This window comes from Wohlfahrtiimonas chitiniclastica, from assembly GCF_002252325.1.
Classification (GTDB): Bacteria; Pseudomonadota; Gammaproteobacteria; order Cardiobacteriales; family Wohlfahrtiimonadaceae; genus Wohlfahrtiimonas; species Wohlfahrtiimonas chitiniclastica.
In genome coordinates, this window is the sequence record NZ_NEFL01000002.1 from 48,965 (window position 1) to 74,475 (window position 25,511).

Sequence of the window (25,511 nt, forward strand, 5' to 3'; positions counted from 1 at the left end):
AGCCCTTGGTAAAAAGCGAATATTCTCAAATGACCTGATATAATTTGCCCTTTGATTCACCACGCAGACGATCATGGCACAAACAATACAGACAAAGAAAAAACGCGGTCTTCTAGGCTCGCTCTTCACCATCAGCGCATGGACGTTGGTTTCACGCATTTTAGGGCTTGTGCGTGACATCGTATTTGCAAGCTTCTTTGGTGCAAGCGCCATGATGGATGCCTTTAATGTGGCGTTTAGAATCCCGAATCTCTTTCGCCGATTCTTTGGGGAAGGCGCATTTAACCAATCTTTTGTGCCGGTTTTCAGTGAATATTATGAGAAAAAGCGCAATCAACTGCCGCTCTTTGTGGCAGAGGTGTCCGGATCTTTAGGGATTGTGCTCCTTGCGATTACTGCCCTTGGCATTCTTTTTGCGCCAGAATTGGTGACGGTGTTTGCCAGCGGCTTTAAAGCGGATCCTGAGAAATTTGCCTTAACAGCGGATTTAGTGCGCATCATGATTCCATATGTATTTTTGATCTGCATGCTCGCGATGTATTCAAGTATTTTAAACTCATTAGATCGTTTTGCGCTGCCTGCGTTGTTGCCAAGTTTGTTGAACATCGCTTTAATCATTGGCGCATTTGTGAGCGTGGAGTTTTTAGAGATTCCGATCATGGGCTTAGGTTATGCCGTTTTGCTGGCGGGGATTTTGCAATGTATGATCGTAATGATGAGTGTGCGCCGCCAAAACTTATTGACGAAAATGCCGCGCGTTGCCTTTGGTGCACCGGGCGTAAAGCAGGTGATTGTGTTGATGGTGCCTGCTTTAATCGGCTCATCAAGCAGCCAAATTAATATTCTCATTAATACACAATTGGCATCGCGCCTAGAAACAGGCAGCGTGACATGGCTCTACTATTCCGATCGCTTAGTGGAATTTGCATTGGGCACGGTTGCAGTTGCCTTAGGTACGGTTGTGTTGCCGAAATTATCTCGTTTAAATGCATTAAATGATCGTGAAGGCTTTGAAAAAACCGTCAATTGGGGCATTCGATTGGCGCTGGTTTTGGGTGTGCCATCAAGCATTGGACTGATCATTTTGGCAGAACCTTTGTTGGCGCTGCTTTTCATGCGCGGCGCTTTTACTTTATATGATGTGAAGATGTCTGCGTTGAGCTTGGTCACTTATGGCACAAGCATTGTGGCGTATTTTCTCATTAAGATTTTAGCGCCCGTGTATTACTCAAGGCAAGATACCAAAACACCGCTGAAATTTGGTTTAGTGGCCATTGGCGTGAACATTGCATTGCAATTTGTCTTGGTGCGTTATTATGCGCATGCTGGGCTTGCGCTTTCGACCTCGATTGCGGCGTGGGTCAATGCAATGCTGTTGATGATGGGTTTGCATCATTTGGGCATTTATCGCATTCAGCGCCTATGGACAGGGCAATTGTGGGTGATTGTGCCTGCGAATATTATGCTCGGAACTTTCTTATATTGGGTCTCAACGTATCAGGATTTTTGGTTTGATTCAGGCTTATTACCACGCTTAGCGGCGCTTGTAGTGGTTATGATGGTGGCACTGGTGGGTTACTTTGCAACGTTACATGTGCTTGGATTTTCTGTGAAGCAATTCAAAAATGTCTCGTAAATACATTGATCTAGATCAAAAAGTAAAGTTTTGTATGTAAATTATTCAAGTGTAAATTTTTGTTTGAGCTTTCTGATCATTTCGCGTATTGTATCACCTACCAAGCAACTACAGACTGAATGACACTGCACAAGTTTGAGAAATAACAAGGTTACATAACAATAATTGAGCAAGCGCCTAAAATTAGGCGCTTTTTTTATGTAGTGTTTAGATTACTTTGCGTACAAATGCATCCTCACTGATGCCTTGTTTTAAGATGATTTTTGCCCATTCTTTTGCAGAATGTAGCGAATGATCCTTATAGTTACCACAGGCAACACGCGCAATGCCTTGCACCTGATCAATGGTGTAATCATCTTTGACAATGGTTTTAAGCGTTGCTTTCAGGGCTTTGGCAACATCAGTTGCGCTCGGTTCACCCCACGCAATCAAATGAAAACCTGTGCGGCAGCCAAAGGGCGAGATGTCAATGATGCCGGCTAAATGATTGCGCATTAAATCAGCAAAAATGTGCTCCATCGTGTGTAGTCCACAAGTTTCGATCGCCACTTCATTCGGCTGAGTCAAACGCACATCAAAATTGGTGATCACATCGCCTTTAGGGCCATTTTCTTTGGCGATTAAGCGCACGTATGGGGCAATCACTTTGTCATGATCAAGGGTAAAACTTTCAACTTCTGCCATTTTTATCTTCTCCTATATGTTTGGTTGGTTATGTAATATATATACCTTAAAAATTCATGGCACGGAAGGCTAAAGCTTCAGTTAAATGTGTGGCTTTAATGTCCTCTGATCCCTCTAAGTCAGCAATGGTGCGGGCAACGCGCAAAATTCTATGAAAACTTCGAGGCGATAAATTTAATCTTTTTTGTGCTTTATCCATCAATTCAAGCTCTTTGATGCCTAAATGACAATCCTCATCAATCTCCCGCACAGAGAGTAGGGCATTGTGCTTACCGCGCCTTGCCAATTGACGGGCACGGGCTTTGAGCACGCTGTCTCGCATTTCGCTTGAGGATTCGCCAAGTTGCGTGGATTGCAGCTCAGATGTCATCAAACGCGGCACTTCCACATGTAGATCAATGCGATCTAAAAATGGCCCTGAAATTTTATTGCGATAACGGGCAACGGCATCACTGTTGCATTGGCATGCTTTTTCTTTGTCCCCATAAAATCCACAAGCACAGGGATTCATGGCTGCAATCAATTGAAATTGTGCGGGGAATTTTGCTTGGCTTGTGGCACGTGAAATGTGAATTTCCCCAGATTCTAAGGGTTCACGCAGGGTTTCTAAAACTTTGCGATCAAACTCGGGTAACTCATCTAAAAAGAGCACACCATGATGGGCAAGGGAAATTTCACCCGGCCGCGGATTTGATCCACCGCCCACAAGAGAAACAGAGGAGGCTGTATGATGCGGCGCCCGAAATGGGCGCACGCCAAATTGTTCGATGTCAAACCCTTGATGGCTGACGGAGGCAATGGCGGCGGCTTCAATGGCTTCGGTTTGTGTCATGTCTGGCAAAATCGTCATAAAACGCGAAGCCAACATAGTTTTACCCGTGCCCGGTGGACCAATCAGTAAAATATTGTGCCCGCCACTTGCGGCAATTTTCAGCGCACGTTTTGCAAAGACTTGTCCCTTAATGTCGAGCATATCAAGGTGCGAATGCATGTGATGAATGTCCGCTTGATCAGGTGGGGACAGCGTGGCTTTTTGCTCTAAAAATGTCACCACTTCTTTTAAGGAGCTCGCCACTAAGATGTGCGGGCTGTCTAAAAAGCCCACTTCATTGCTGCGATCTTTTGGGATGATGATGTTTTTATGGTGGGAAACAGCCGCAATCACCGTAGGCAATAAACCACGAATGGCACGTAAGTCACCGGTTAAGGCCAGTTCACCAATGAATTCATGTGTGTCGATTAAGGGCGATTGCAATTGTCCTGAGGCGATCAATACGCCAAGGGCAATCGAAAGATCATAGCGTCCGCCTTCTTTAGGCATATCGGCTGGGGAGAGATTGACGGTGATTTTACGCGCAGGGAACTCAAAGCCTGAGTTGATGATGGCTGCACGAACGCGGTCTTTGCTCTCTTTGACGGCGGTTTCTGGCATCCCGACGATATGAAATGCAGGTAAACCATTGCTGATATGAGTTTCAACGCGAACAATCTCAGATGTGAGCGCCTTTTGTGCACGCGTATAAAGAATGGATAAATTCACACTTCACCCTCTTTATGTGGTTGATTACGATCATTAATCTACCACGAGTGTGAAGTGTGTTTGATTGATTTGTTAAATTAACGACCCGCCATGATTTGCGTTTCATCTAATGTGGCAATTTCGATGCCTTTCATTGGCGCGCCTAAGTTTCTAGACAATTTTGCCAACAATTCGAAATCTTCATAATTTGCCGTAGCTTGTACGATTGCACGGGCAAAAGCTTCTGGGTTTTCAGATTTGAAAATGCCTGAGCCCACAAATACGCCATCTGCGCCTAATAACATCATCAATACCGCATCCGCTGGGGTTGCAACGCCGCCTGCAGCATAGTTCACCACAGGTAAGCGACCATTTTTCTTGATCTCTTTGATGAGTTCGTAAGGCGCGCCGATGTCACGCGCATACACCATCAATTCATCGTCAGATTTTGTGGTCAATAAGCGAATTTCTTCATTCACTTGACGCATGTGGCGCACCGCTTCTACGATGTTGCCTGTGCCTGGTTCACCTTTTGTGCGAAGCATTTTAGAGCCTTCACCAATGCGACGAAGTGCTTCACCTAAGTTGCGGCAACCACATACGAATGGCACTTTGTAATCGCTTTTAAGTAAGTGATACACATCATCTGCAGGCGTCAATACTTCACTTTCATCGATGTAATCAATGCCGATGGCTTCTAAGATGCGAGCTTCTGCAATGTGGCCAATGCGCACTTTTGCCATCACAGGAATGGACACAGAGGCTTTAATGGCATGGATCAATTCAGGATCTGTCATGCGAGCAACGCCGCCTTCTTTACGAATGTCTGACGGTACGCGTTCTAAAGCCATCACTGCCACAGCGCCTGCAGCTTCAGCGATTTTAGCTTCTTCAACACTCACAACATCCATGATTACGCCGCGTGGTGGCATCACAACTTCTTGACTCATTATTTTCCCCTTTGATTGGTTTTGTTTAAAAGTAACACTAGCCTACCAAGGGAAAAACCGTCATCATAGAACCAGTTGGTTGCTTTTTATACCATCCACTTTTTAAAGGATGCAACATGTTTGTGATTGACCGAGACCATCGTAAACCTTTTTATCAGCAAATCATTGAAATGATTGAAGAGGCCATCATCAATGGCCAGTTGCCAGCCGGGGCGAAATTGCCTTCAGAACGTGAGTTGAGCGAGCGATTAAGGGTCAATCGTTCCACCGTCATTCGCGCTTTTGATGAATTGGCTGCGCGCAATATCATCATTAAGCGTGCGGGTTCTGGTACCTTTGTGAATGATCAAAAATGGGGCTTATTGACCCATCCCTCCCTCAATTGGCGGCACAATAGTTTGGATCAATTGTTTCAGCCGCGCCCATCTTCTGTGCGCCCGCAGCAACATAGTTATGATCTACGAAGCGGCGATTTACCCATTGAGCTCTATCCGCCGTTACAGCTCCCAGAAACCGATTGGCAAACCTTAATCCATGCAGAATTGCAAGATGACAGTGCGCGCCTTGGCATTGCATCTCTTCGTGAAGCAGTGCAGCGTTATTTGTATGATCGCTTTCGGTACAAAGTACCCATTGAGCAGATTCTGATTACATCAGGTGCGCAGCAGGCCATATCATTGATTGCATTGGGATTATTAGAACCGGGTGATGCCATTGGGATTGAGCAACCCTCTTATTTTTATGCGCTGCCGATTTTTCAATCAGTTGGGTTACGAATTTATGGGATTCCGGTGGATCAGCAAGGCATTTGCATAGATAAGCTAGATGAATTGGTGCATAAACATTCTCTGAAAATGCTGTTTGTGAATCCGAATTTTCAAAATCCCACAGGTTACGTGATGAGTGGCCAGCGCAAAAAGCAGTTGGTGGATTTTTGTCATCGTAAAAAATTGGCGATCGTGGAAGATGATGCCTATAGCCAATTGAAACTCCATTCAACGCTTGATGTCTCGCCCATTGCCCAGCATGATCAGCATGGCAATACGATTTATATTGGCTCATTGTCCAAATATTTAGGGCGCTCCATTCGCATTGGGTGGATGATTGCGCCGGCGGCGGTTGTCAATAATTTAGCGAACATTCGTCATCAGCTCGATTCAGGTTTGAGTGCCTTGCCGCAAGTGATGGCGGAAAATTATCTCAACCATTATGCCGATCAACATGAGCAATTGCTTCGAACCACGTTAGCAACGCGCATGCAGCATTGTGTGGCACATTTACGCAGCATTTTGCCTAAGCATTATCGGTTTGATGTGCCCCAAGGCGGCTTTCATCTCTATTTAACGCGCCTTGATCACCATAAAGCGTATGAAAAACCGATTGTGCAGGATTTAGCGGATCATCAGATTCTTGCCACAGAAGGCGAATTTTTCGGCGATGCACGCATTAAAAACAGCGCCCGCATCAGTTTTGTGCATGCTACAATCGCCCCATCAGAATCCCATTAAGAGACGATAATCATGAAAAAAAGTTTTGATCAATACGCACAAAAATATGACAGTTGGTTTTTAGACAACAGCAATGTGTTGATGTCTGAAGTTAAATTGGTGGCCAAAACCTTAGAAGGCTGTGAGAACATTGTATCTGTCGGCTGTGGCAGCGGTTTATTTGAATCCATTTTGCGCCAAGAGTTTGGCATTCACATCACAGATGGCGTTGAGCCTTCAAAAGACATGGCGGCGATTGCGGCAAAACGTGGCTTAGAGGTGATGATTGAAACGGCAGAAAATTATGATTATCTTGGCCGCACCTATGACACCATTTTGTACAATGGTTGCCCAGGTTACATCACCGATTTAGGCAAAGCGTTGACCAATAGTTTCAATGCCCTGAATCCCGGCGGCAAAGTGATCGTGATCGACATCCCAAAAGAGAGCGGTTATGGCTTATTGTATAACTTGGCAAAAGCGGTGAAATCTTGGGATCATCCCTTATTGACGGGCGTGTATCCACGCAATCCTTATCCCATTGAATTGGTGGATCAAGCAAATTGGCGCACCACGGGCGAGAAAATCGACCTCATGGAAAAAGTGGGCTTTGTGGATTTTGAATTTTATCAAACCTTAACCACGCATCCTGTGTATTCAGATTTACAGATTGAAGAACCCGTCAGCGGCTTTGATAAAGGCGATTACGTGGCAATTTGTGCGTATAAACCGAAATAATGGGTTGGAGTGAAGCCGCATGGCAAGCGCAACTGCCTGTGTATGAAACCACAAAGCAGTTGCCTTTTATTCAGCAATTGATGAAAGGCACATTGGCAAAAGAGCGCTTTGCCTTTTACATTGAGCAAGATGCTTTGTATTTACGGGGCTTTTCTGCTGTGCTGTTGCACTTTGCACAGCGCATGGATCAGCGGCGTTATCAACGCTATTTTGAAGGCTTTGTGGCGGAAAATATGGCCGGTGAAAAAGCGCTGCATGATCAATATCTCACGCGGGATTTATCTAGCATTGCCGCGAGTGAAACGCTTATAGGTTTTCTCAACTTTTATGATCAATTGTGCAACGCGCCCATCGAGATTGCATTGGCAGGAATTTTACCTTGTTTCATTGTGTATCAGCGCCTTGGGCAATACATTTATGCGAATCATGCGCGGGAAAATAATCCGTACACCGCATGGATTGACATGTATGCAGGCATTGAGCACGCTGAATCTGTGCGTCAATTGCGTGAAGTGTGTGATGATTATGGCGCACATGCATCGACGGAGTTACAGCAAGCAATGATGGCGAGTTACCGCGAAGGTTGCCTTTGGGATCAGCGATTTTGGGTCAGTTGCTATGAGCTTGGTGCATCAATCTGAATGATAATAAGTTAAATAATACAATTGGTTAAGTAATTATGTAAACCATAAATTATTTTAATTGTTTGACATAAAGCGTTGTGGGGTTACAATTTTACCTGTTTGATTAACCAAAACAGAGTGAATATGAGAACAGCACAACGCTTTTTTGTGACCGGAACGGACACAGAAATTGGTAAAACACGCATCACCGCAGGATTATTGGAAAAAGCTGCCCGCGTAGGCTTGCAATCTTTGGGCATTAAGCCTGTGGCAAGTGGCAGTGACATGACGATCGATGGCCTTCGCAATGAAGATGCGTTAGCGCATCAAGCCGCCTCTTCCTATCCTTGCCCGTATGACATCATCAATCCTTTTTGCTTTGCCCCTGCCATTGCGCCCCACATTGTGGCAGAGCAAGAGAAAGTCATACTCACTGTTGCCACCATTACAGAAGCTTTAAAGCCTGCATTATCAGAGCCGGCGGACTTTGTCTTAGTGGAAGGCGCAGGCGGTTGGCACACGCCATTAAATCAAACGGAGTGTTATTCAGATTGGGTCAAAGCAGCCGGTTTGCCCGTCATTGTGGTGGTGGGTGTTAAATTAGGTGCCATTAACCATGCATTATTGACAGTGGAATCGATTGAGCGTGCAGGTTTAACGGTGGCAGGTTGGGTGGCAAATTGCGTGGATGCTGACATGCCTTATCAACAAGAAAATTTAGATTACCTCATGGCGCACATGCCGGCGCCTTGCTTAGGTGTGGTGCCATTTTTACAATCAGATGAAAGCGCCGCCGATTATTTATCCCTTCCTTTGGACGCATAAACAATGACAGAAAATCAAAAATGGATGCAACGCGATTTATCCGTGGTGTGGCATCCGTGTACGCAAATGAAAGATCATGAAACCTATCCTTTAGTGCCGATTAAACGTGGGGAAGGGGTTTGGCTGTATGACTTTGATGACAACAAATATTTAGATGGCATCAGCTCATGGTGGGTCAATGTGTTTGGCCATGCGAATCCTAAAATCAATCAAGCGGTGAAGGATCAGTTAGATCAGCTCGAACATGTGATCATGGCAGGTTTTACCCATGAGCCCATGATTCGCTTGTCTGAAGAGTTAGTCAGCATCACGCGTGATGGTCTAGATTACTGCTTTTATGCGGACAATGGCTCATCATGCATTGAATCCGCACTTAAAATGAGCATGCATTATTGGCGTAATGTGGGCGAGCCGACGAAGAATAAATTTGTCACCTTTACCAACAGTTATCATGGTGAAACTGTGGGGGCAATGTCTGTCGGGGATGCGCCTTTGTATACGCAAAGTTACAAATCGATGCTTTTTGATACCTTTAAGGTGACTGCGCCAGATTTGTATGAAAAAGCCGAAGATGAGACAGAGGAAGCGTACACATTAAAGCGCTTTGCGGAGATGGAAGCCTTAATCCATGATCATCATCATGAAATTGCAGCGGTGATCATCGAACCTTTAGTGCAATGTGCCGGCGGCATGCGCATGCATTCACCCTTGTATTTAACGAAATTGCGTGCATTGTGTGATCAATACAATGTGCACATTATTTTAGATGAAATCGCTGTGGGTTTTGGGCGCACAGGCACAATGTTTGCCCACGAGCAAGCGGATATGGTGCCGGACTTTTTATGTTTATCTAAAGCATTGACGGGCGGTTATTTGCCAATGTCTGTATGCATGACCAGCAAGAAAATTTATGATGCGTTTTATCGTGAATATCATCCTGAGTCAGTCTTTTTGCATTCCCACAGTTATACGGGCAATGCGCTGGCGTGCAGTGCGGCTTTGGCGACATTATCCATTTTTAGAGAGGATGATGTGATCAACAATAACCAAAAATTGATTCAAGCCTTTGCGAAATACACGGCGCCGTTAAAAGATCACCCAAATGTTGCACAAGTGCGCCAAACTGGGATGATCACGGCGATTGAAGTGGTCAAAGATAAAGCCACGCGTACGCCATTTTCATGGGAGAGCCGTATTGGGCTTAAAATGTTTGATTATGCCATGAAGCATGGCTTGCTCATTCGTCCATTGGGTGGAATTGTCTATTTCAATACGCCTTACATTGTGACAGAAGAGCAGATCAAATGGATGGTCAACATCGCAACCGATGCCATTGATTATGCATTGACGCAGGTTTAAACCTCGAAAATAAAAAAGCCACGAGAGTGGCTTTTTTTATTGACTTACTTACGAATCAAATAACGAATCGTAGGACCATGTTGTTCTATGGAGAGCACTTCATAACCATGATTTTTCGCATCAATTGGGATGTTATTGATCGATTGTGGGCAATCACTGATCACCTCTAAAATATCCCCATCATTGAGCTGCGGCATCACTTCAAGGGTTGCCACCGCAGGATACGGGCAAGGTTCGCCCACCATATCAAGGCGTAACGTGGGTACGATGTCTTCGATTTTAATAGAATTGTCCATGATTGATCCTTATGAGTTCACAACATTAATGGGGCGCGTGATGGCAGCTTGAGCCGCTTTCGCGCGTCGATTGAAAAAGCGGCGTTCCCACCACAAAATAAGACCAAGGGAAATCATCATCAGCGCATAGTTAAAGATCAAGCCGCCATAAGTGCCCATGGATTTGAGTAGGTCGATTTTATCGAAATCTGCCACTAAATAAGGGGATAAGTCATCCCAATAATATGCCAAAACAGTGGCGCCAATGATGTTGCCTGCGCCCACCCACCAATAGTGTACTTGACCCTCAACCGCGCGATACATCCAGCCAGTTTCACAGCCGCCCGCTAAAACGATGCCAAAGCCGAAGAGTAAGCCGCCTAAAATGGCGTTTGGCGCTGCCCAATAAATTTTTGGTGCAATGCCTGCTTCAATGAATGCAAATGTGCCGATGGTGCTCACAATCATACCGATGATGATGGCTTTAGCCATGTGCGTGCGCCCTGTGATCCATAAGTCACGAAATGCTGAAGTAAAGCAGATTTGTGCGCGCTCGATGAGTAAGCCAAAAGCTGTCCCAAAGATCAATGCGATGCCAAATAATGGTTTAATGAAGAGTAAAATAATCCCAGTGATGAATAATGCAGCAAACACGATGGAGCCGATGATAAAGCGGCGTTTGACTTGAGCAGGGTTTTGTTTAAGGGGCGCTTGAGCGGTGACTTTTTGCACTTTGAGTGGAATGCGAAAAATGGGATGCAATGCCACTTTAGCGCCTGCATAGGAGCCGATGGCTGTTGTAATGGCAAAGAACCAAGCATGTAAGGAGAATTGCGGAATGCCTGTAAAAAATGCTGCCAAGTTACAACCCATCGCTAAACGCGCACCAAAGCCTGCGATGATGCCGCCCACCAATGCTTGGAAAATGCGGATTTTATGGGGGGAGCTGCGATATTTAATATTGTTCGCCCAAAGCGCTGCGGCGATACAACCGCCAAACATGCCGATCAATAATAAACCATCGGTGCGATCTAAAGGTGAGCCTTGAAAACCAATCATTTTAAAGTAGGTCCAATTGCTTGGATCCACGCCAAAGGCTTGTAAAATGTGTCCGCCCCAGCGCGTGAATTCGCCTGTGACAGCCCATAAAGTGCCGGTGATGCCAAAATAATATGTGGCTAAAATCCCAGCGGCTATAACAGCTGCTACTGGATTCCAAAATTGAATCAGATATTTTTGTTTAAAAGTGTGCCATGTGGTCATGTTGAACCCTGTCCTTGTTTTTTGAGGTCGACAAAAGACGGGTGCTAACAATCAACACGCGATCAACGATTAACACCCGAGCCTATCTCTAACCTAGAGATTCTGTGAGTGCGTCACTGCTGTAAGAAAAAGCGTGCGATGTTGATCATGAAATGTATGGTCTCAAATATGCTGAGAAAAGAGCGACATTCTAATGGAAATAAAGCGAATAGAGTAGTAGATTTTTTGAATTATTCCCATACAACCTGTGAAAAAAATTATACACTATACGGCTGTATTAAGGAGGTAACATGCATGCTTTAGAAACGGTCGTGAATGCCGTTAATGGAATTTTGTGGAACAATATTCTGATTTACCTACTCGTTGGCGTGGGTATCTTTTTCACATTCAGATTAAAATTCATTCAGGTGCGAGGGTTTTTCTCGGGGATGAAGATGTTTTTTTCAGGCGTTTCCTTAAAGGGTGAAAAAGCTGGGAAAAACGGGATGAGCTCATTTCAGGCAGTGGCAACAGCGATTGCCGGTCAAGTGGGTACAGGGAATCTAGCAGGGCCTGCAACCGCAATCATTTTAGGTGGGCCCGGCGCACTTTTTTGGATTTGGGTCTCCTCATTTTTAGGCATGGCCACCATTTATGCAGAAGCCATTTTAGCCATTCATTTCAAAACTAAAGATCGTAATGGACAAGTGGTGGGCGGGCCTGCTTATTATATTGAGCGCGGGCTTGGCATGAAGTGGTTAGCGGTCTTATTTGCTGTGCTCATCATCATGGCGTTAGGCTTAATTGGCAACATGGTACAAAGTAACTCCATTGTCGAAGCTTTTAGTAACTCATTTAATACGCCAACATGGTTAATGGGCTTAATTTTAGCGAGCGTCACAGGTTTAGTGATCATGGGTGGGATTAAAAACATTGCAGCAGTGGTGGAAAAATTGATTCCATTGATGGCGCTCTTTTATCTCTTGGGCGTTGTGGTGATTTTAACCATCAATTCTGCGTATTTATGGGATGCTTGCCGCGTCATTTTTGTGGCGGCGTTTGATCCTGAAGCTGTGTTAGGTGCAGGCGCGGGGATTGCGATTCAACAAGCGGCGCGTTTTGGTATTGCCCGTGGTTTATTCTCCAATGAAGCAGGGATGGGGTCAACGCCACATGCTCATGCGGTGGCTAAAGACACAGCGCCAGAACAACAAGCCTTTTTAGCCATGATGGGCGTCTTCATTGTGTGTACGATTGTGACATTGACGGGTTTTGTGATCATCACATCTGCGCTCAAAGATTGGGCGGCTCTTGGCAATGTAATTGGGCAGGGTAATTTCTTGTCGATTTATCAAGTGAAGGGCATTGCCGTGACGCAACAAGCCTATCAATCGGTCTTTGGTGCATTTGGCGGCTATTTTGTGAGCATTGCATTATTGTGCTTTGCCTTTTCCACCATTGTGGGTTGGTATTATTATGCCGAGACCAATGTGCGCTATCTCTTTGGCTCTGAAGTGGCGATCCGTATTTTCCAAATGATGGTGGTGGCATGTATTTTCATTGCCGCATTTTTTAAAGTGGATTTGGTGTGGGATATGGCGGATATGTTCAATGGATTGATGGTGTTGCCGAACATTTTAGCGTTGATTTTACTCTCCACCATTGTGGTGAAGATCACAAAAGCCGCACAGAAAAAATAGTGGACAAATGACCATAAAAAATCCCCGTCATGAGCGGGGATTTTTGTTATTGGCTGCTTTTAAACATCTTTGCGATCAATGCGCTGTAAACCCCAGAACAAATGGTCTGCATCGGTTTTTGAGAATGCTAACGGTAACACTTCATCTTGTGCTTCGCTCCAGATTTTTTCTGCTAAGGCATCATCACCTTTTGCCAACTCAAAAATGGCTTCAGCGATCTCTAAAGAAGTGGACTCATGTGCTTTTGCCCAGGATTTTAATTCATGAATATCTTTTTTATGTTCGTTCATTGTTATCTCCTTTATTGATGAAAATGTTTATGGTGCATCTTTAATATAGCAAAGCATGATGATAAATAAAACAAAAGCTTGGGGAAACCCAAGCTTTGTTGATGTGCATTAAGAAATCTTCGCACCTGGTTTTAATTCGCTCAATGTGGTCAATAATGCCAAATCGCCATCAATGGATGCGGATAAAATCATGCCTTCACTGACGCCAAAGCGCATTTTGCGTGGTGCTAAGTTTGCCACCACAATCACATATTTGCCCACTAATAAATGGGGTTCACCGTAAGCAGAGCGGATGCCAGAGAAAATATTGCGAGGCTTCTCTTCACCTAAATCCACTGTAAAGGCGAGCAATTTATCCGAGCCTTCCACAAATTCGCAGCTTAAAACTTTACCTAAACGTAAATCCACTTTAGAAAAATCATCGATGTTGATGCAGCCTTCAGGCACTATCACTTCAGTTTTTTTCTTCTCTTTTTTCTCAGTTTTTTCCGCTTTCTTTTGTGGCTCAGCGGCTTTGAGGGACGCTTTATTGCGATCCACCAATTGATTGAGCTGCTTGATCTCAACGCGCTTCATCAAGTGTTCATAATTGTTGATGGTGGCATTTTCGAGGTTTTTGCGCGTGGCATCAAACGTAGAAAGATCGCTATTAAGGTAAGCGGCAATGCTTTTCACCGTTTGTGGCAAGATGGGGTACAAATAGATGCTTAATAATCTAAAGGCTTCTAAATAGCTGGTGCACAAGGATTGTAAACGCGCATGATCGGCTTCATTTTTCGCCAATTCCCAAGGTTTTGTGGTGTCAAAGTGTTCATTGACCAAATCACAACCGCGCGCCACTTCGCGCATGGCAGCAGCAAAGTTACGATCTTCGTAATGATTGATGATGTTCGCTTGCATTGTGCGGATCGTCGCCAATAACTCTGTGGTGTCTTCGGCAAAAGTGCTGAGCTGATTATTAAATAAGTTAGAGACAAAGCGGCTCGTGCGGGAAGCAATGTTCACAAATTTACCCACCAAGTCAGAATTGACGCGGCTGACTAAATCTTCTAGGTTTAAATCAAGGTCATCAATCGCGCCTGATGATTTTGCGGCAAAGTAATAGCGCAACCATTCAGGATTCAATTGCTCATCTAAGTAAGAGCGCGCCGTGATGAATGTGCCGCGTGATTTACTCATTTTTGCGCCATTGACGGTGATAAAACCATTGACGGCATATTGTGTGGGCAAACGATAACCGGAGAAATTGAGCATCGCAGGCCAGAACAATGTATGGAAATACATGATGTCTTTACCAATGAAATGTACCATTTCTGTGCCCGCTTTTTCAGCCGCATCGCGCTCGATGAAATCATTTAAAGAAAATTCAGGATGGCGCGAGATGTAATTAGACAATGAGGCAAAGTAACCGACTGGCGCATCTAACCATACATAGAAGTATTTATTCGGTGCATTTGGAATTGGGAAGCCAAAATAAGGTGCATCGCGAGAGATGTCCCAATCAGAGAGTTTATTGTCTTCATCGGTCCCGAGCCACTCTTTCATTTTGTTGGCAGCTTCAGGCTGTAAACGATCGCTGTTTGCTAAGAAATCACGTAAGAATGTGACGCAGCGCTCATCCGATAATTTAAAGAAGAAGTGCTCAGAGCCCTTCATCACTGGCGTTTTACCAGACACAACAGAGAATGGGTTGATCAATTCAGTCGGATGATATACGCCGCCACAGGCTTCGCAGTTGTCCCCGTATTGATCTTTGGCATGACATTTTGGGCATTCGCCTTTAATGAAGCGATCCGGGAGGAACATCTGTTTCTCTTCATCGAAAAACTGCTGAATTTCACGGGTTTCGATCAAGCCTGCATCTTTTAATTTCAAATAGATGTCTTCAACGAGTTGGCGATTTTCTTCGCTGTTTGTGGTGTAATAATTGTCAAACTCGATGTGGAAATCCACGAAATCTTCTAAGTGTGCTTTTTGTGCTTTGGCAATGAGCTCTTCAGGTGTGATGCCTAAATTTTGCGCGCGGATCATGATGGGCGTGCCGTGGGCATCATCTGCACAGATGAAATGCACTTCAGAGCCACACATTCGATGGAAACGCGCCCAAATATCACCTTGGATGTAACCTAACAAATGACCTAAATGTATATCGCCATTGGCATACGGAAGTGCATTGGTAATGAATAACTTGCGTTTCTCTATCGACATGTTGTTTTGCTCTCAATGAAAAATAAAACGAATGAAATAGTGTAGCACTCTACACGACTTATATTAACTTTAATCTTGACAAGGGTTCAGTAGCACGATGGCTTGTGCAGCGATGCCTTCTTCACGGCCCACAAAGCCGAGTTTTTCCATCGTGGTGGCTTTCACATTGACATCATCTTCCGGTAAATTTAAAGCTTTGGCAATGTTTGCGGCCATTTTCTCTTTATGGGGCATCAGTTTTGGGCGCTCTGCCATAATAGTGATGTCAATGTTGCCAATGCACCAGCCTTTTGCTTGGACTTTTTCGTACGCTTTTTGCAATAAAATCATGCTGTCGGCGCCTTTATAGGCAGGATCTGTATCAGGAAAGAGCATGCCAATGTCACCACATTTTGCCGCGCCTAAAATGGCATCGGTTAATGCATGCAAAACCACATCGCCGTCAGAATGGGCTAAAAATGCTTTGTGATGGGGGATTTTTTCACCCGCTAAAATGACATGATCACCTTCTGTAAAGGCGTGAACATCAAAACCAATGCCTACTCGCATAACGTCCTCTCTGAAAATAAAAATTGCATCAATCGTAAATCGGTGGGATGCGTGATTTTAAAATTATGGGGATAACCTTGATACACAAATGGATGATGGCCAAGCGCTTCCACCGCAGAGGCTTCATCTGTCACTGCTAAATCATGGCTCAATGCATGTTCATAAGCTGCTTTTAAAACACCATAGCGAAACATTTGTGGCGTTTGTGCTAAATGAATGGTGTTCCGATCAATGGTGTGTGTGATTTGGCGAGCATTGACGTGTTTAACGGTATCGACCGCAGGCAATGCCATGATGCCACCGATGGAATGAGGTTCTGTCATCACTTGATGAATGAATTGCTGAAGCTCTTTAGGCGTTAAACCCGGGCGCGCTGCATCATGGACAATCACCCAATCATCATCTTGTGCTAAATGCTCAATGGCTTGTAAGCCTAAACGCACCGTATCAGAGCGATTAGGGCCAGCATCATAGCGCAGTAAATCTTTGGGTAAAGTAAGGCGCTTAAAATAACCATCATCGGCAGAAACCCCTACAGCAATCGTATGCTCACCTTGGCTTTGAAGGAGCGATAACGTGGCTGCAAGGACAGATTGAGACTCTGTCAGCATCAAATATTGCTTCGGACGATCCGCTTGCATGCGTGCGCCAACACCACCTGCAGGCACAATAAAAAAGAGACTTGCCATGATTTAGATTAATAATAAAATGGCTATTTTATCCCATTCGGTCATAGAATGTTATGATAAATCTAAAGCATCAAACCCTAACCCTAGAGGAATAATTATGAGTAATGAATATAAACATGTATTAGTGGCCATTGATCACTCTGCCGATTCAGAGAAAATCGTTAAACAAGCGATGGTGGTGGCAGAACGTAACCATGCAAAAATCACATTACTGCATGTGTTAGAAGACATTAACATTGCCCTTGGCTATGAATTGATGCCGATCATCTCTGAGCAAACAGATTCAGAAGTGGTGGCAGAAGCGAAGAAAAATGCCCGTGCTTTAGCCGATCGCTTAGGCATTCCGGATGCCGATACACATGTGGTCTCTGCTTTTTCAACCAAAGAGGGCATCATCAAAACAGCAGAATCCTTACAAGTGGAATTGGTGGTGGTCGGTGCACACACACGCCAAGGTTTAGCGCTTTTGTTAGGCTCAACCTCCGGTTCAATCATTAATGATTCACCGTGTGATGTTTTGGTGGTGAAAGTCTAATTTCCCCCTTATAGAAACAATTTATAGTCTCGATTAATGTTTGACAACCTTGTTGTCGAACATTAATATAGGTCATCTTCTTTTGTGTGTTATTTAGGTCATGATGGCAGAGCGTTTCGATACAATTCATGAGTTTTTTACTTATTATTTTAAAGCCCGAACCAATTTAATGAAGATCAACCAACGGTTGATTGAGCCAACAGGGCTGAATTTTCCGTCTTGGCAATTGGTCATTCACATTGCCACGCATGAAAAATATGAAAAACAAGGCATGACAACGGCTGCGTTGGCCGCAGATTTACTCATTACTCGCCAAGCTGTCCAAAAGCACATGAAGTCATTGTTAGATGAAGGTTTAATCTGCATTAAAGAGAATGAGAGCGACAAACGTTCCCCTTATTATTGTTTATCCGATCAAGGCGAGGCATAGTGTCAGCGTGTGCTTGATGAGATCTACGGGGAATGGATGCTCAATTCAATGAAAGATTTCAGCGATGCTGAGATCGAAAATGCCATGAAGATCATGATTCACTTAACCAAGCTTTAGTACTATTAATCGAGACTGTAGATATGATGAGAAAATTGTTGTCCAATCAGAAATGGCTGTTGGTCATGGCGGGCGCATTGGCGCTATCGGCATGTTCTGACGATAAAAGTGCTCAGCAAGCTGCGAGCGTACCGCCTGTGAAAGTGGTGACTTATACCACTCAAGCCCAAGATGTGTTGGTCAAAGCAGAATTGCCGGGGCGCACAAAAGCCTCAAAAATTGCCGAAGTGCGTCCACAAGTGGGCGGCATCATTTTAAATCGTCACTTTGTGGAAGGCTCTTATGTTGAAGAGGGCACAACCCTTTATCAAATTGATCCGGCCATTTATGATGCAGCTTTACAAATTGCCGAAGCAAAATTAGAGCAAGCAAAAGCGAATCAATATGCCGCCGCTGAGAAAGCAAAACGCATCAATGCATTGTCCTCGTCTAAAACGGTGAGCAAACAAGATGTTGATGATGCCAATGCTGCATTAATCCAAGCAAATGCACAAGTTTCTGCTGCAAAAGCAGAAGTGAATAATGCTGAAATCAGCTTAAATTACACCAAAATGTTGGCGCCGATCAGTGGGCAAATTGGTCGCTCTAACTATACACAAGGTGCGTTGGTGACGGCAGGTCAAGCGATGGAAATGGCAGTGATTCAGCAAAATGATCCGATGCGTGTGGACATTACCTATTCTGCAAAAGATTTTACTCGCATGCAGAAAAAATTCCGCGATGGCACATTGATCAATCCTGTGCCGGGCGCCATTGATGACAATAATTTTACGGTTCATTTAGTGATGGATGATGGCTCAATCTATCCTCAAGCCGGTATTGTGAAGTTCTCGGATCGCACTGTAGACCCAACAACAGGCTCGATTTTAATTCAAGCGGAATTCCCCAATCCTGATCAATTATTATTGCCTGGCATGTTTGTGCGTTCAATTGTTGATCAAGGCGTTCAAAAAGATGCCATTCAGATTCCACAAAAAGCCATTTACCGTGATCCTAAAGGACAATCGTTTGTGATTGTGGTGGGTGAAGGCAACATTGCTGAGGTGCGTCCTGTGGAAATTGAGCATGCCAATGGCAATAACTGGCTCATTTCTAAAGGTTTAAATGCAGGTGAGCAAGTGGTGGTTGAGGGCATTCAACAAGTGCAAAGCATGATGCGCCGTACGGATAAAGTGCCGCTCAACATTGCCAATGATGCACCGACACAAACTCACTAACAGGGAAGGGAATACATATGGCTCGCTTTTTTATAGATCGCCCCATCTTTGCATGGGTGCTTGCGATCTTAACCATGTTCTTAGGGATTTTGTCGCTGCGCTCCTTGCCAGTGGCACAATATCCTGAGATCGCACCGCCTCAAGTCTCCATTGTCGGGATGTATCCTGGGGCGAATGCCACCACGATTGAAAACAGCGTCACGCAGGTGATCGAGCAGAACTTATCGGGTTTAGATGGTTTCCGTTACATGAACTCATCGAGCACGAGCCAAGGGAGCTTTCAGATCACATTGACCTTCAATCAAGGGGTCGATCCTGACATGGCACAGGTTCAGGTGCAAAATAAGATTCAAACGGCTTTATCCACATTGCCAGAGGATGTACAGCGCCAAGGGGTGACGGTACAAAAATCCTCCGGTTCCTTCTTTATGGTGGTGAGTTTCTACTCTAAAGATGGCAAATACAGTAATGCGGACATTGGCGATTTCATCAATACTAATATTAAAGACACCATCAGTCGTATTAATGGGCTTGGTGACATTCAGTTCTTTGGTTCAGGCTATGCGATGCGTGTTTGGCTCGATCCTTATTTGCTCAATAAATATGGCATGACACCGATGGATGTGTTATCGGCGATTAAAGAGCAAAATACGCAGGTGGCATTTGGGCAATTAGGGGCAACGCCCACGGTGCCTGGTCAAGAGATTAACTTTACCATCACCGCACAAACACAGCTTGAATCGGTTGGGCAGTTTGAAGACATTCAATTGCGAGTGAATGAAGATGGTAGCCAAGTGCGTTTAGCGGATGTGGCGCGCATTGAACTGGCCGCAGAGTCCACCGCATTTGATGCTAAATATAATAATCAATCGTCAGCGGCGCTTGGTTTAAGTTTAGCCTCTGGTGCAAACGCTTTAGATACGGCGCATGATGTTAAAGACACTTTAAAGCGTTTATCTGTGTTATTGCCAGAAGGCATTGATTACGCATTCCCATATGACACCACGCCATTTGTTGAGATCTCCATTCATAATGTTGTCAAAACATTGATTGAAGCGGTGGCTTTGGTGTTTGTGGTGATGTATCTCTTTTTGCGTAACATTCGCGCCACCATCATCCCAACGTTGGCGATTCCTGTGGTGTTGCTCGGCACATTTGCAGTGTTAGATGTGTTTGGTTTTACCCTCAATACACTGACGCTCTTTGCGATGGTGCTCGCCATCGGCTTGCTGGTGGATGATGCGATTGTTGTGGTGGAAAACGTTGAGCGCATTATGGAAGAAGAGGGGTTATCCCCAATTGAAGCAACCCGTAAATCGATGGATCAAATCACCAGTGCATTGGTGGGGATCGCGGTTGTATTGTCGGCGGTATTTGTGCCGATGGCCTTCTTAAGCGGCGCATCGGGCGTGATTTATCGTCAGTTCTCCATCACCATCATTACAGCGATGTCTTTGTCTGTAGTGTGCGCGATCATCTTCACATCTGCATTGTGTGCCACGATTTTAAAATCACCACATGACAAAACTGAACCTAAAGGCATTGGCAAACTCTTTGCCGCGGTGGGTCGTGTTGTGGATTGGCCAGTGACGAAGTTTAACAACTGGTTTGATCGCATGAATCAACGTTATCGTGGTGGGGCAACCCATGCGGTGACGCATCCTAAACGTTATTTGGTGGCATTTTTTGCGATGCTTGCGTTGATCTATTATGGTTTCTCTCGTTTACCGACGAGCTTTTTACCCGATGAAGATCAAGGCATTTTGATCGGGATGACCATTGGGCCAGATGGTACAGCGCTTGACATCACAAGCGAGATCTTAGAGCAAATCTCAAATCATGTATTGACCGAAGAGAAAAACTCTATTGATGCCATCATGGCGATTTCCGGGTTTAGTTTTGGTGGTCGCGGTGGTCAGCATGGCTTATTCTTCTTAAAGCTTAAAGATTGGAGTGAGCGTAAGGATCCGGCGCAGAAGTTAGCGGCGATTCAAAAGCGCTTAGCAGAGTATTTGCAAACCATTCCAAGCACTCAAGGTTTCGTCTTTGCACCGCCTGCCATCATTGAGTTAGGCACAGCTTCGGGCGTTTCGTTCACATTGCAAAATGTGACGGGATTGCCGCATGAACAGTTCATGGGTGAAGTGATGAAGTTTATGGGCATTGTGGCCACACAATCGAAAACCATGAATGTACAAACATTGCGCCCAAGTGGTCAGTTTGATGGGCCACAATTGCATGTGGACATCGATCAAGAAAAAGCGCGTGCGTTACAAATCACGGTGGGTGACATCAACAGCTCATTGGCGATTGCATGGGGGAGTTTGTATGTGAATGACTTTGTGGATCGTGGTCGCATTAAGAAAGTATTATTGCAAGGGGATGCAGAGTATCGCATGCAGCCAGAAGACTTTGATAAATGGTATGTGCGCAATAAAGTGGGTCAAATGGTGCCATTCAGTGCCTTTGCCAGCACTCGTTGGACACAAGGTTCGCCTCAATTGAACCGTTTTGATGGTTATTCAGCCTTCCCATTTTCCATTGAAGCAAAACATGGTTTCAGTACGGGTGAGGTGATGAATGAGATCGAAGCCTTCACGCAACAATATTTAGATGGCGTACAAGTGCAATGGACAGACACATCCTATGAAGAGCGCAAAACAGGGAACATGCAGATTTATCTCTACATCATCTCCATTTTCGTGATCTTCCTAAGCTTGGCTGCATTGTATGAATCTTGGTCGATTCCATTTGCAGTGATCTTCACATTGCCGGTGGGTGTGATTGGCGCGGTGGCTGCGGCAAACTTGGTGGACATTCAAAATGACGTCTATTTCCAAGTGGGCTTATTGACAGTGCTGGGCTTGACCTCGAAAAATGCCATCTTGATCATTGAGTTTGCTAAAGACTTGCTCTTACAAGGCAAAAACATTGTGGAAGCAACGGTGGAAGCGGCGCATCTTCGTTTGCGCCCGATCATCATGACATCTCTTGCCTTTGGTTTTGGTGTATTGCCAATGGCGCTCAGTAATGGTGCCGGTTCTGGTGCACAGAATGTTGTGGGTCGAACAGTGATTGGCGGGATGATCGGCGGGACTTTATTGGTGCTCTTCTATGCGCCAGTCTTCTTCTCAATGATTGGTAAAGGCTTTAGTAAAAAAGAGCATGAAATTTACGAAAAAGAGCAAGCAAAGAAAGCATCATAATTGCGATTGATGAATGAACAAGCCGCCTTCGGGCGGTTTTTTTATCTTTGCACTTCATTGATTATTTTGATTTTCCATCACGTTTCTTGTATAACATGTAGTCGTTTTGTACATGAATAATAACGATAAATCATCAAGGAGAAACAATGCAGGATCAATACACGGTCTCTTTTACTGGTCAAGTGATTCCGGGATTTGACATTGACATCGTCAAGCGAGATGTTCAGCAAAAACTTAAAGTGCCAGCGGAGCAAATCCCTGCATTTTTTTCAGGCAAAACCATTCCATTGAAAAAGCATCTCTCGATGAATGATGCATTGACACTCAAAAATCGTTTAGAGAATTTGGGGCTCATGATGGAGATGAGCTCTGAATCCATGATGAACCTCTCTTTTGATGTGCCAGAACCACCACCAAAGCTTGAGCCTTCACCAGTTACGACAGAAAAAGATCCCTATGATTATCAGCGCATCGAGCGCATGCAGGCGGACATTGAGCGTAAACAAAGCTTAGCGCCACAGCGCATTGATCGTTATGAAGATGGACAAGATGCAGTGCCAGAGTTCTTTTCTTTATCCTTTGATGGGCGTTATGGCCGCTTAAACTTCATCAATGCATGGGTGATTTTCTATGGTGTATTGATGCTCGCAATGGTGGTGAGCATGCTCTTTTTACCAACATTATTCATCTTAGTTTTGCTTGTGCTGACAATGATTGCCTCAATTCGCATCATGGTGTTGCGTCTGCACGACATTAATTTAAGCGGTTGGTGGGTGATTTTTTATTTTATTCCAGCGCTCAATGTCGCATTTTTACTCTTTGTGATGCTGATGCCGGGCTCAAGTGAAGAAAACGAGTATGGCAGACCCGTACCACAAGGACCGTGGTACGGTGTGCTGATTTTATTGGCGCTCTTGCTGTTAGGCGGCGTGTTCAATGAGCCGTTGCGTCAAGCTGCTGAGCGACAATCGACAACGCAAACGCGTTATTATCGTTAATCGTAGATGTTAAATGCCCATGGATCATTGTAGAAAAAGCCATTGTCCCAATCCCAAGCATTTTCAGCATCCCACGCTTGCATGCGCGCAATCTCTAATTGATTTTGCTCTTTGTAGCTTGTCCATGCCATTTTATAACAGGCTTGGAACACAGGATTGTTCACTTGTTTGACATAAGCTTTTTCAAAGGCTTTTTTCTCAGCCTCTGGCAAGTTTTGTGCTGCGGGCAATTGTGCCATTAACTCTGCGGTTTTTGGATTACATTGCTGCGCTAAACTCACTTGTGTGTCTAATAACTGTTTTTGTTGGGCAGCTTTTTCTGCAGGCGTTGTGGCGCAGGCAGATAAAATGGCACCGGCGATCAATAGAGAAGAAAATTTTAGTATTTTCATAGGTATCCTCGTTATTATCAATGGTTAATGATGGCTCAATCACTATAATCTAATTGTGACAAAATGCCAAAAAAAATCCCTTAGCATGCTAAGGGATCGATGTTTACAGTGCCCACACAACGCGTGGTTCAGCTTTTAACAGTGAGTAGACTTCATCAATCTCCTCTTGCTTTGTCACCCACACATTGACGGATAAAGATAAATATTTATCCGATGAGCTCAATTTGCGTGTGATTTTAGAGTCATCAATCGTCGGATCGACTTTTTTAAGTAAGGCAATGATGTCTGACTCAAAGTTTGGCTCATTTTTACCCGTAATTTTGAATAAAAAGTGCGTTGGAAAATCCACTAACGGTTGTTTGGTTTCAGGATTGATCATCAGTATCTCCTATGGTTCAATTATTGTGTTTCGCGGCGCCATGTGGTTTTGCCTTGTTTATCTTCAAGGACAACATTGCGCGCTTTGAGTTCATCGCGGATGCGATCTGATTCTGCCCAGTTTTTATTGGCACGTGCTTCATTGCGTTCAGCAATCAAGGCTTCGATTAAATCAGTGTCATCATCGCTTTGGTTAGGGGCACTTTTTAAGAAGTGATCCGGGTTTGCTTCTAATAAGCCTAGTACATTGCCTAAAGTTTTGAGCACCACATAATCTTTAGGATCATGATGTTTATTATAAAGATTGGCCGCTTCAAACAATAAATCAATGGCTTGTGGCGTATTGAAATCATCATCCATCACTTCGCTAAAACGTATAGCAATGGGATGATTTGGGTCAAAGGCTGGCAATGCCTCAGGCGCATCATTCAGGGCGGTGTACAAGCGGCGTAAACCATTCCAGGCTTGATTGAGTAAATCATCTGAATAGTTCACATGGGTGCGATAATGGCTGTTGAGCATGAAAAAGCGCAACACTTCTGCCGGAAAATATTTGAGCACATCACGAATCGTGAAGAAATTCCCAAGGGATTTACTCATTTTTTCGTTGTTGATGTTGATAAAGCCATTATGCATCCAGTAATTGGCCATGGGTTCTTCATGGTAACCTTCAGATTGGGCGATTTCACATTCATGATGGGGGAATTTTAAGTCCATACCGCCGCCATGAATGTCAAAATGGTTGCCAAGGGTCTCTTTACTCATCACAGAACACTCAATGTGCCAACCCGGACGACCTTGTCCCCAAGGCGACTCCCAGTAAGGTTCGCCAGCTTTAGCGCGTTTCCAGAGCACAAAGTCTAAGGGATCTTCTTTGTCAGATTGCACTTCAACGCGTTCACCTGAGCGCAACTCATCAATGTTTTGGTTGGACAATTTGCCGTAATCTTTAAAACTGCGCACGCGATAATACACATCGCCATCGGGCACAGCATATGCAAGACCTTTGCTGATCAATCCCTCAATGAGTTCAATCATGCCTGCGATGGCATCTGTGGCGCGCGGCTCTGAATCTGGCGTTAATACATTGAGTTTTGCGCAGTCCTCATGCATTGCGTTGATGAATTCATCAGTCAATTCATGGATGGTGATGCCGCGCTCATTCGCACGCTTGATGATTTTGTCATCAATGTCCGTAATGTTACGCACAAAATGCACATCAAACCCTTTGTGCATCAAGTAACGGCGGATCATGTCAAAGGCGATCAAAGAGCGCGCATGGCCAATGTGACAATAGTCATACACCGTCATGCCGCACACGTACATGCGAATTTTATTGGGCTCAATGGGGATGAAATCTTCTTGTTGGCGCGTTAAGCTGTTAAAAATAGAGAGCATAAGTGTGTCCGTGTGTTAAAAAAATGATCTTATATCCTACCATGATGGGGACATTTCTGAAGCTTT

At 44.6% G+C, this 25,511-nt stretch carries 24 protein-coding genes; 12 read left to right on the forward strand and 12 right to left on the reverse strand.

From position 1 onward, the window contains the following. The first annotated feature begins 73 nt into the window (after positions 1-73). On the forward strand, positions 74-1,636 hold the full coding sequence (murJ, locus tag B9T10_RS05390; protein WP_094538039.1) for a murein biosynthesis integral membrane protein MurJ: 1,563 nt from the start codon (positions 74-76) through the stop codon (positions 1,634-1,636). A 207-nt stretch (positions 1,637-1,843) separates the two neighbouring features. Here murJ and B9T10_RS05395 read toward each other — a convergent pair whose 3' ends face one another. The 3 genes from B9T10_RS05395 to pdxS all read right to left on the reverse strand — a co-directional run bounded on the left by B9T10_RS05395 (position 1,844) and on the right by pdxS (position 4,789). Continuing rightward, the gene (locus B9T10_RS05395; RefSeq protein ID WP_094538040.1) at positions 1,844-2,320 is read right to left on the reverse strand and encodes an S-ribosylhomocysteine lyase; all 477 of its coding nucleotides are present in this window, start codon (positions 2,318-2,320) and stop codon (positions 1,844-1,846) included. Between the two features lie 46 nt (positions 2,321-2,366). After that, positions 2,367-3,860, reverse strand: a complete 1,494-nt coding sequence (locus B9T10_RS05400; RefSeq protein WP_094538041.1) for a YifB family Mg chelatase-like AAA ATPase — start codon at positions 3,858-3,860, stop codon at positions 2,367-2,369. A 77-nt stretch (positions 3,861-3,937) separates the two neighbouring features. Beyond that, positions 3,938-4,789 (reverse strand): pyridoxal 5'-phosphate synthase lyase subunit PdxS, encoded by an 852-nt coding sequence (gene pdxS, locus B9T10_RS05405; RefSeq protein ID WP_008316163.1) that lies wholly within the window; start codon positions 4,787-4,789, stop codon positions 3,938-3,940. Positions 4,790-4,905: 116 nt separating this feature from the next. On the opposite strand from pdxS, the gene B9T10_RS05410 reads away from it, so the two are divergent. The 5 genes from B9T10_RS05410 to B9T10_RS05430 all read left to right on the forward strand — a co-directional run bounded on the left by B9T10_RS05410 (position 4,906) and on the right by B9T10_RS05430 (position 9,821). Next, entirely contained in the window at positions 4,906-6,297 is a 1,392-nt protein-coding gene (locus B9T10_RS05410; RefSeq protein WP_008316164.1) for an aminotransferase-like domain-containing protein, read from the forward strand. A gap of 12 nt (positions 6,298-6,309) precedes the next feature. Then, the gene (locus B9T10_RS05415) at positions 6,310-7,014 is read left to right on the forward strand and encodes a class I SAM-dependent DNA methyltransferase (protein ID WP_094538042.1); all 705 of its coding nucleotides are present in this window, start codon (positions 6,310-6,312) and stop codon (positions 7,012-7,014) included. Next, the gene (locus B9T10_RS05420) at positions 7,014-7,655 is read left to right on the forward strand and encodes a TenA family protein (RefSeq protein WP_094538043.1); all 642 of its coding nucleotides are present in this window, start codon (positions 7,014-7,016) and stop codon (positions 7,653-7,655) included. Before B9T10_RS05415 ends, B9T10_RS05420 begins: the two co-directional genes overlap by 1 nt. 126 nt (positions 7,656-7,781) lie before the next feature. Continuing rightward, complete coding sequence (gene bioD, locus B9T10_RS05425; protein ID WP_008316170.1) at positions 7,782-8,462, forward strand: dethiobiotin synthase; 681 nt, start codon at positions 7,782-7,784, stop codon at positions 8,460-8,462. Positions 8,463-8,465: 3 nt separating this feature from the next. After that, positions 8,466-9,821, forward strand: coding sequence for an adenosylmethionine--8-amino-7-oxononanoate transaminase (locus B9T10_RS05430; protein WP_063504021.1), 1,356 nt, complete (start codon positions 8,466-8,468; stop codon positions 9,819-9,821). Between the two features lie 44 nt (positions 9,822-9,865). On the opposite strand, the gene yedF is transcribed toward B9T10_RS05430, so the two are convergent. Both yedF and yedE read right to left on the reverse strand, forming a co-directional pair. After that, a complete protein-coding gene (gene yedF / locus B9T10_RS05435) occupies positions 9,866-10,099 on the reverse strand; it encodes a sulfurtransferase-like selenium metabolism protein YedF (RefSeq protein ID WP_039950061.1) in 234 nt (77 codons plus the stop codon). 27 nt (positions 10,100-10,126) lie between these two features. After that, positions 10,127-11,359 (reverse strand): selenium metabolism membrane protein YedE/FdhT, encoded by a 1,233-nt coding sequence (gene yedE, locus B9T10_RS05440; RefSeq protein ID WP_094538044.1) that lies wholly within the window; start codon positions 11,357-11,359, stop codon positions 10,127-10,129. 290 nt (positions 11,360-11,649) lie between these two features. On the opposite strand from yedE, the gene B9T10_RS05445 reads away from it, so the two are divergent. After that, positions 11,650-13,038, forward strand: a complete 1,389-nt coding sequence (locus B9T10_RS05445) for an alanine/glycine:cation symporter family protein (RefSeq protein WP_018122414.1) — start codon at positions 11,650-11,652, stop codon at positions 13,036-13,038. Positions 13,039-13,097: 59 nt separating this feature from the next. Here the strand turns inward: B9T10_RS05445 and B9T10_RS05450 are convergent, their stop codons facing one another. The 4 genes from B9T10_RS05450 to ispD form a co-directional block, all read right to left on the reverse strand. Continuing rightward, on the reverse strand, positions 13,098-13,328 hold the full coding sequence (locus tag B9T10_RS05450) for a YccJ family protein (RefSeq protein WP_008316180.1): 231 nt from the start codon (positions 13,326-13,328) through the stop codon (positions 13,098-13,100). Positions 13,329-13,436: 108 nt separating this feature from the next. Next, positions 13,437-15,536, reverse strand: coding sequence for a methionine--tRNA ligase (gene metG / locus B9T10_RS05455; RefSeq protein WP_094538045.1), 2,100 nt, complete (start codon positions 15,534-15,536; stop codon positions 13,437-13,439). A 69-nt stretch (positions 15,537-15,605) separates the two neighbouring features. Then, the gene (gene ispF, locus B9T10_RS05460) at positions 15,606-16,085 is read right to left on the reverse strand and encodes a 2-C-methyl-D-erythritol 2,4-cyclodiphosphate synthase (protein WP_008316182.1); all 480 of its coding nucleotides are present in this window, start codon (positions 16,083-16,085) and stop codon (positions 15,606-15,608) included. Next, positions 16,076-16,774 carry a 2-C-methyl-D-erythritol 4-phosphate cytidylyltransferase gene (ispD, locus tag B9T10_RS05465; protein ID WP_094492964.1) on the reverse strand — a complete coding sequence of 233 codons (699 nt, stop codon included), beginning with the start codon at positions 16,772-16,774 and terminating at the stop codon, positions 16,076-16,078. The genes ispF and ispD overlap by 10 nt, the downstream gene beginning before the upstream one ends. Positions 16,775-16,871: 97 nt before the next feature. Here ispD and B9T10_RS05470 point away from each other — a divergent pair, with 97 nt between their 5' ends. From B9T10_RS05470 to B9T10_RS05490, 5 genes are all read left to right on the forward strand, one after another. After that, the gene (locus B9T10_RS05470; protein WP_008316184.1) at positions 16,872-17,309 is read left to right on the forward strand and encodes a universal stress protein; all 438 of its coding nucleotides are present in this window, start codon (positions 16,872-16,874) and stop codon (positions 17,307-17,309) included. 103 nt (positions 17,310-17,412) lie between these two features. Then, complete coding sequence (locus B9T10_RS05475) at positions 17,413-17,739, forward strand: MarR family winged helix-turn-helix transcriptional regulator (RefSeq protein WP_246782164.1); 327 nt, start codon at positions 17,413-17,415, stop codon at positions 17,737-17,739. A 140-nt stretch (positions 17,740-17,879) separates the two neighbouring features. Further along, positions 17,880-19,073, forward strand: coding sequence for an efflux RND transporter periplasmic adaptor subunit (locus tag B9T10_RS05480; RefSeq protein ID WP_094538046.1), 1,194 nt, complete (start codon positions 17,880-17,882; stop codon positions 19,071-19,073). A gap of 17 nt (positions 19,074-19,090) precedes the next feature. Further along, complete coding sequence (locus B9T10_RS05485) at positions 19,091-22,279, forward strand: efflux RND transporter permease subunit (RefSeq protein WP_008316187.1); 3,189 nt, start codon at positions 19,091-19,093, stop codon at positions 22,277-22,279. 146 nt (positions 22,280-22,425) lie between these two features. Further along, positions 22,426-23,277 carry a DUF805 domain-containing protein gene (locus tag B9T10_RS05490; RefSeq protein ID WP_094538047.1) on the forward strand — a complete coding sequence of 284 codons (852 nt, stop codon included), beginning with the start codon at positions 22,426-22,428 and terminating at the stop codon, positions 23,275-23,277. Here the strand turns inward: B9T10_RS05490 and B9T10_RS05495 are convergent. From B9T10_RS05495 to cysS, 3 genes are all read right to left on the reverse strand, one after another. Continuing rightward, complete coding sequence (locus B9T10_RS05495) at positions 23,274-23,669, reverse strand: hypothetical protein (RefSeq protein WP_026165711.1); 396 nt, start codon at positions 23,667-23,669, stop codon at positions 23,274-23,276. The genes B9T10_RS05490 and B9T10_RS05495 overlap by 4 nt on opposite strands. A 103-nt stretch (positions 23,670-23,772) precedes the next feature. Further along, positions 23,773-24,048, reverse strand: a complete 276-nt coding sequence (locus B9T10_RS05500) for a DUF493 domain-containing protein (protein WP_008316193.1) — start codon at positions 24,046-24,048, stop codon at positions 23,773-23,775. Between the two features lie 20 nt (positions 24,049-24,068). Further along, positions 24,069-25,445 (reverse strand): cysteine--tRNA ligase, encoded by a 1,377-nt coding sequence (gene cysS / locus B9T10_RS05505; RefSeq protein ID WP_094538048.1) that lies wholly within the window; start codon positions 25,443-25,445, stop codon positions 24,069-24,071. Positions 25,446-25,511: the final 66 nt, after the last annotated feature.

Bases quoted from the DNA above. Each gene is read 5' to 3' on its own strand.
- B9T10_RS05430 (WP_063504021.1), top strand. From the start codon at position 8,466: ATGACAGAAAATCAAAAATGGATGCAACGCGATTTATCCGTGGTGTGG.
- B9T10_RS05490 (WP_094538047.1), top strand. From the start codon at position 22,426: ATGCAGGATCAATACACGGTCTCTTTTACTGGTCAAGTGATTCCGGGA.
- B9T10_RS05485 (WP_008316187.1), top strand. From the start codon at position 19,091: ATGGCTCGCTTTTTTATAGATCGCCCCATCTTTGCATGGGTGCTTGCG.
- bioD (WP_008316170.1), top strand. From the start codon at position 7,782: ATGAGAACAGCACAACGCTTTTTTGTGACCGGAACGGACACAGAAATT.
- metG (WP_094538045.1), bottom strand. From the start codon at position 15,536: ATGTCGATAGAGAAACGCAAGTTATTCATTACCAATGCACTTCCGTAT.
- B9T10_RS05450 (WP_008316180.1), bottom strand. From the start codon at position 13,328: ATGAACGAACATAAAAAAGATATTCATGAATTAAAATCCTGGGCAAAA.
- murJ (WP_094538039.1), top strand. From the start codon at position 74: ATGGCACAAACAATACAGACAAAGAAAAAACGCGGTCTTCTAGGCTCG.
- ispF (WP_008316182.1), bottom strand. From the start codon at position 16,085: ATGCGAGTAGGCATTGGTTTTGATGTTCACGCCTTTACAGAAGGTGAT.
- B9T10_RS05395 (WP_094538040.1), bottom strand. From the start codon at position 2,320: ATGGCAGAAGTTGAAAGTTTTACCCTTGATCATGACAAAGTGATTGCC.
- ispD (WP_094492964.1), bottom strand. From the start codon at position 16,774: ATGGCAAGTCTCTTTTTTATTGTGCCTGCAGGTGGTGTTGGCGCACGC.
- yedE (WP_094538044.1), bottom strand. From the start codon at position 11,359: ATGACCACATGGCACACTTTTAAACAAAAATATCTGATTCAATTTTGG.
- B9T10_RS05475 (WP_246782164.1), top strand. From the start codon at position 17,413: ATGGCAGAGCGTTTCGATACAATTCATGAGTTTTTTACTTATTATTTT.
- B9T10_RS05420 (WP_094538043.1), top strand. From the start codon at position 7,014: ATGGGTTGGAGTGAAGCCGCATGGCAAGCGCAACTGCCTGTGTATGAA.
- cysS (WP_094538048.1), bottom strand. From the start codon at position 25,445: ATGCTCTCTATTTTTAACAGCTTAACGCGCCAACAAGAAGATTTCATC.
- B9T10_RS05415 (WP_094538042.1), top strand. From the start codon at position 6,310: ATGAAAAAAAGTTTTGATCAATACGCACAAAAATATGACAGTTGGTTT.
- B9T10_RS05495 (WP_026165711.1), bottom strand. From the start codon at position 23,669: ATGAAAATACTAAAATTTTCTTCTCTATTGATCGCCGGTGCCATTTTA.
- B9T10_RS05445 (WP_018122414.1), top strand. From the start codon at position 11,650: ATGCATGCTTTAGAAACGGTCGTGAATGCCGTTAATGGAATTTTGTGG.
- B9T10_RS05500 (WP_008316193.1), bottom strand. From the start codon at position 24,048: ATGATCAATCCTGAAACCAAACAACCGTTAGTGGATTTTCCAACGCAC.
- B9T10_RS05480 (WP_094538046.1), top strand. From the start codon at position 17,880: ATGATGAGAAAATTGTTGTCCAATCAGAAATGGCTGTTGGTCATGGCG.
- B9T10_RS05410 (WP_008316164.1), top strand. From the start codon at position 4,906: ATGTTTGTGATTGACCGAGACCATCGTAAACCTTTTTATCAGCAAATC.
- pdxS (WP_008316163.1), bottom strand. From the start codon at position 4,789: ATGAGTCAAGAAGTTGTGATGCCACCACGCGGCGTAATCATGGATGTT.
- B9T10_RS05470 (WP_008316184.1), top strand. From the start codon at position 16,872: ATGAGTAATGAATATAAACATGTATTAGTGGCCATTGATCACTCTGCC.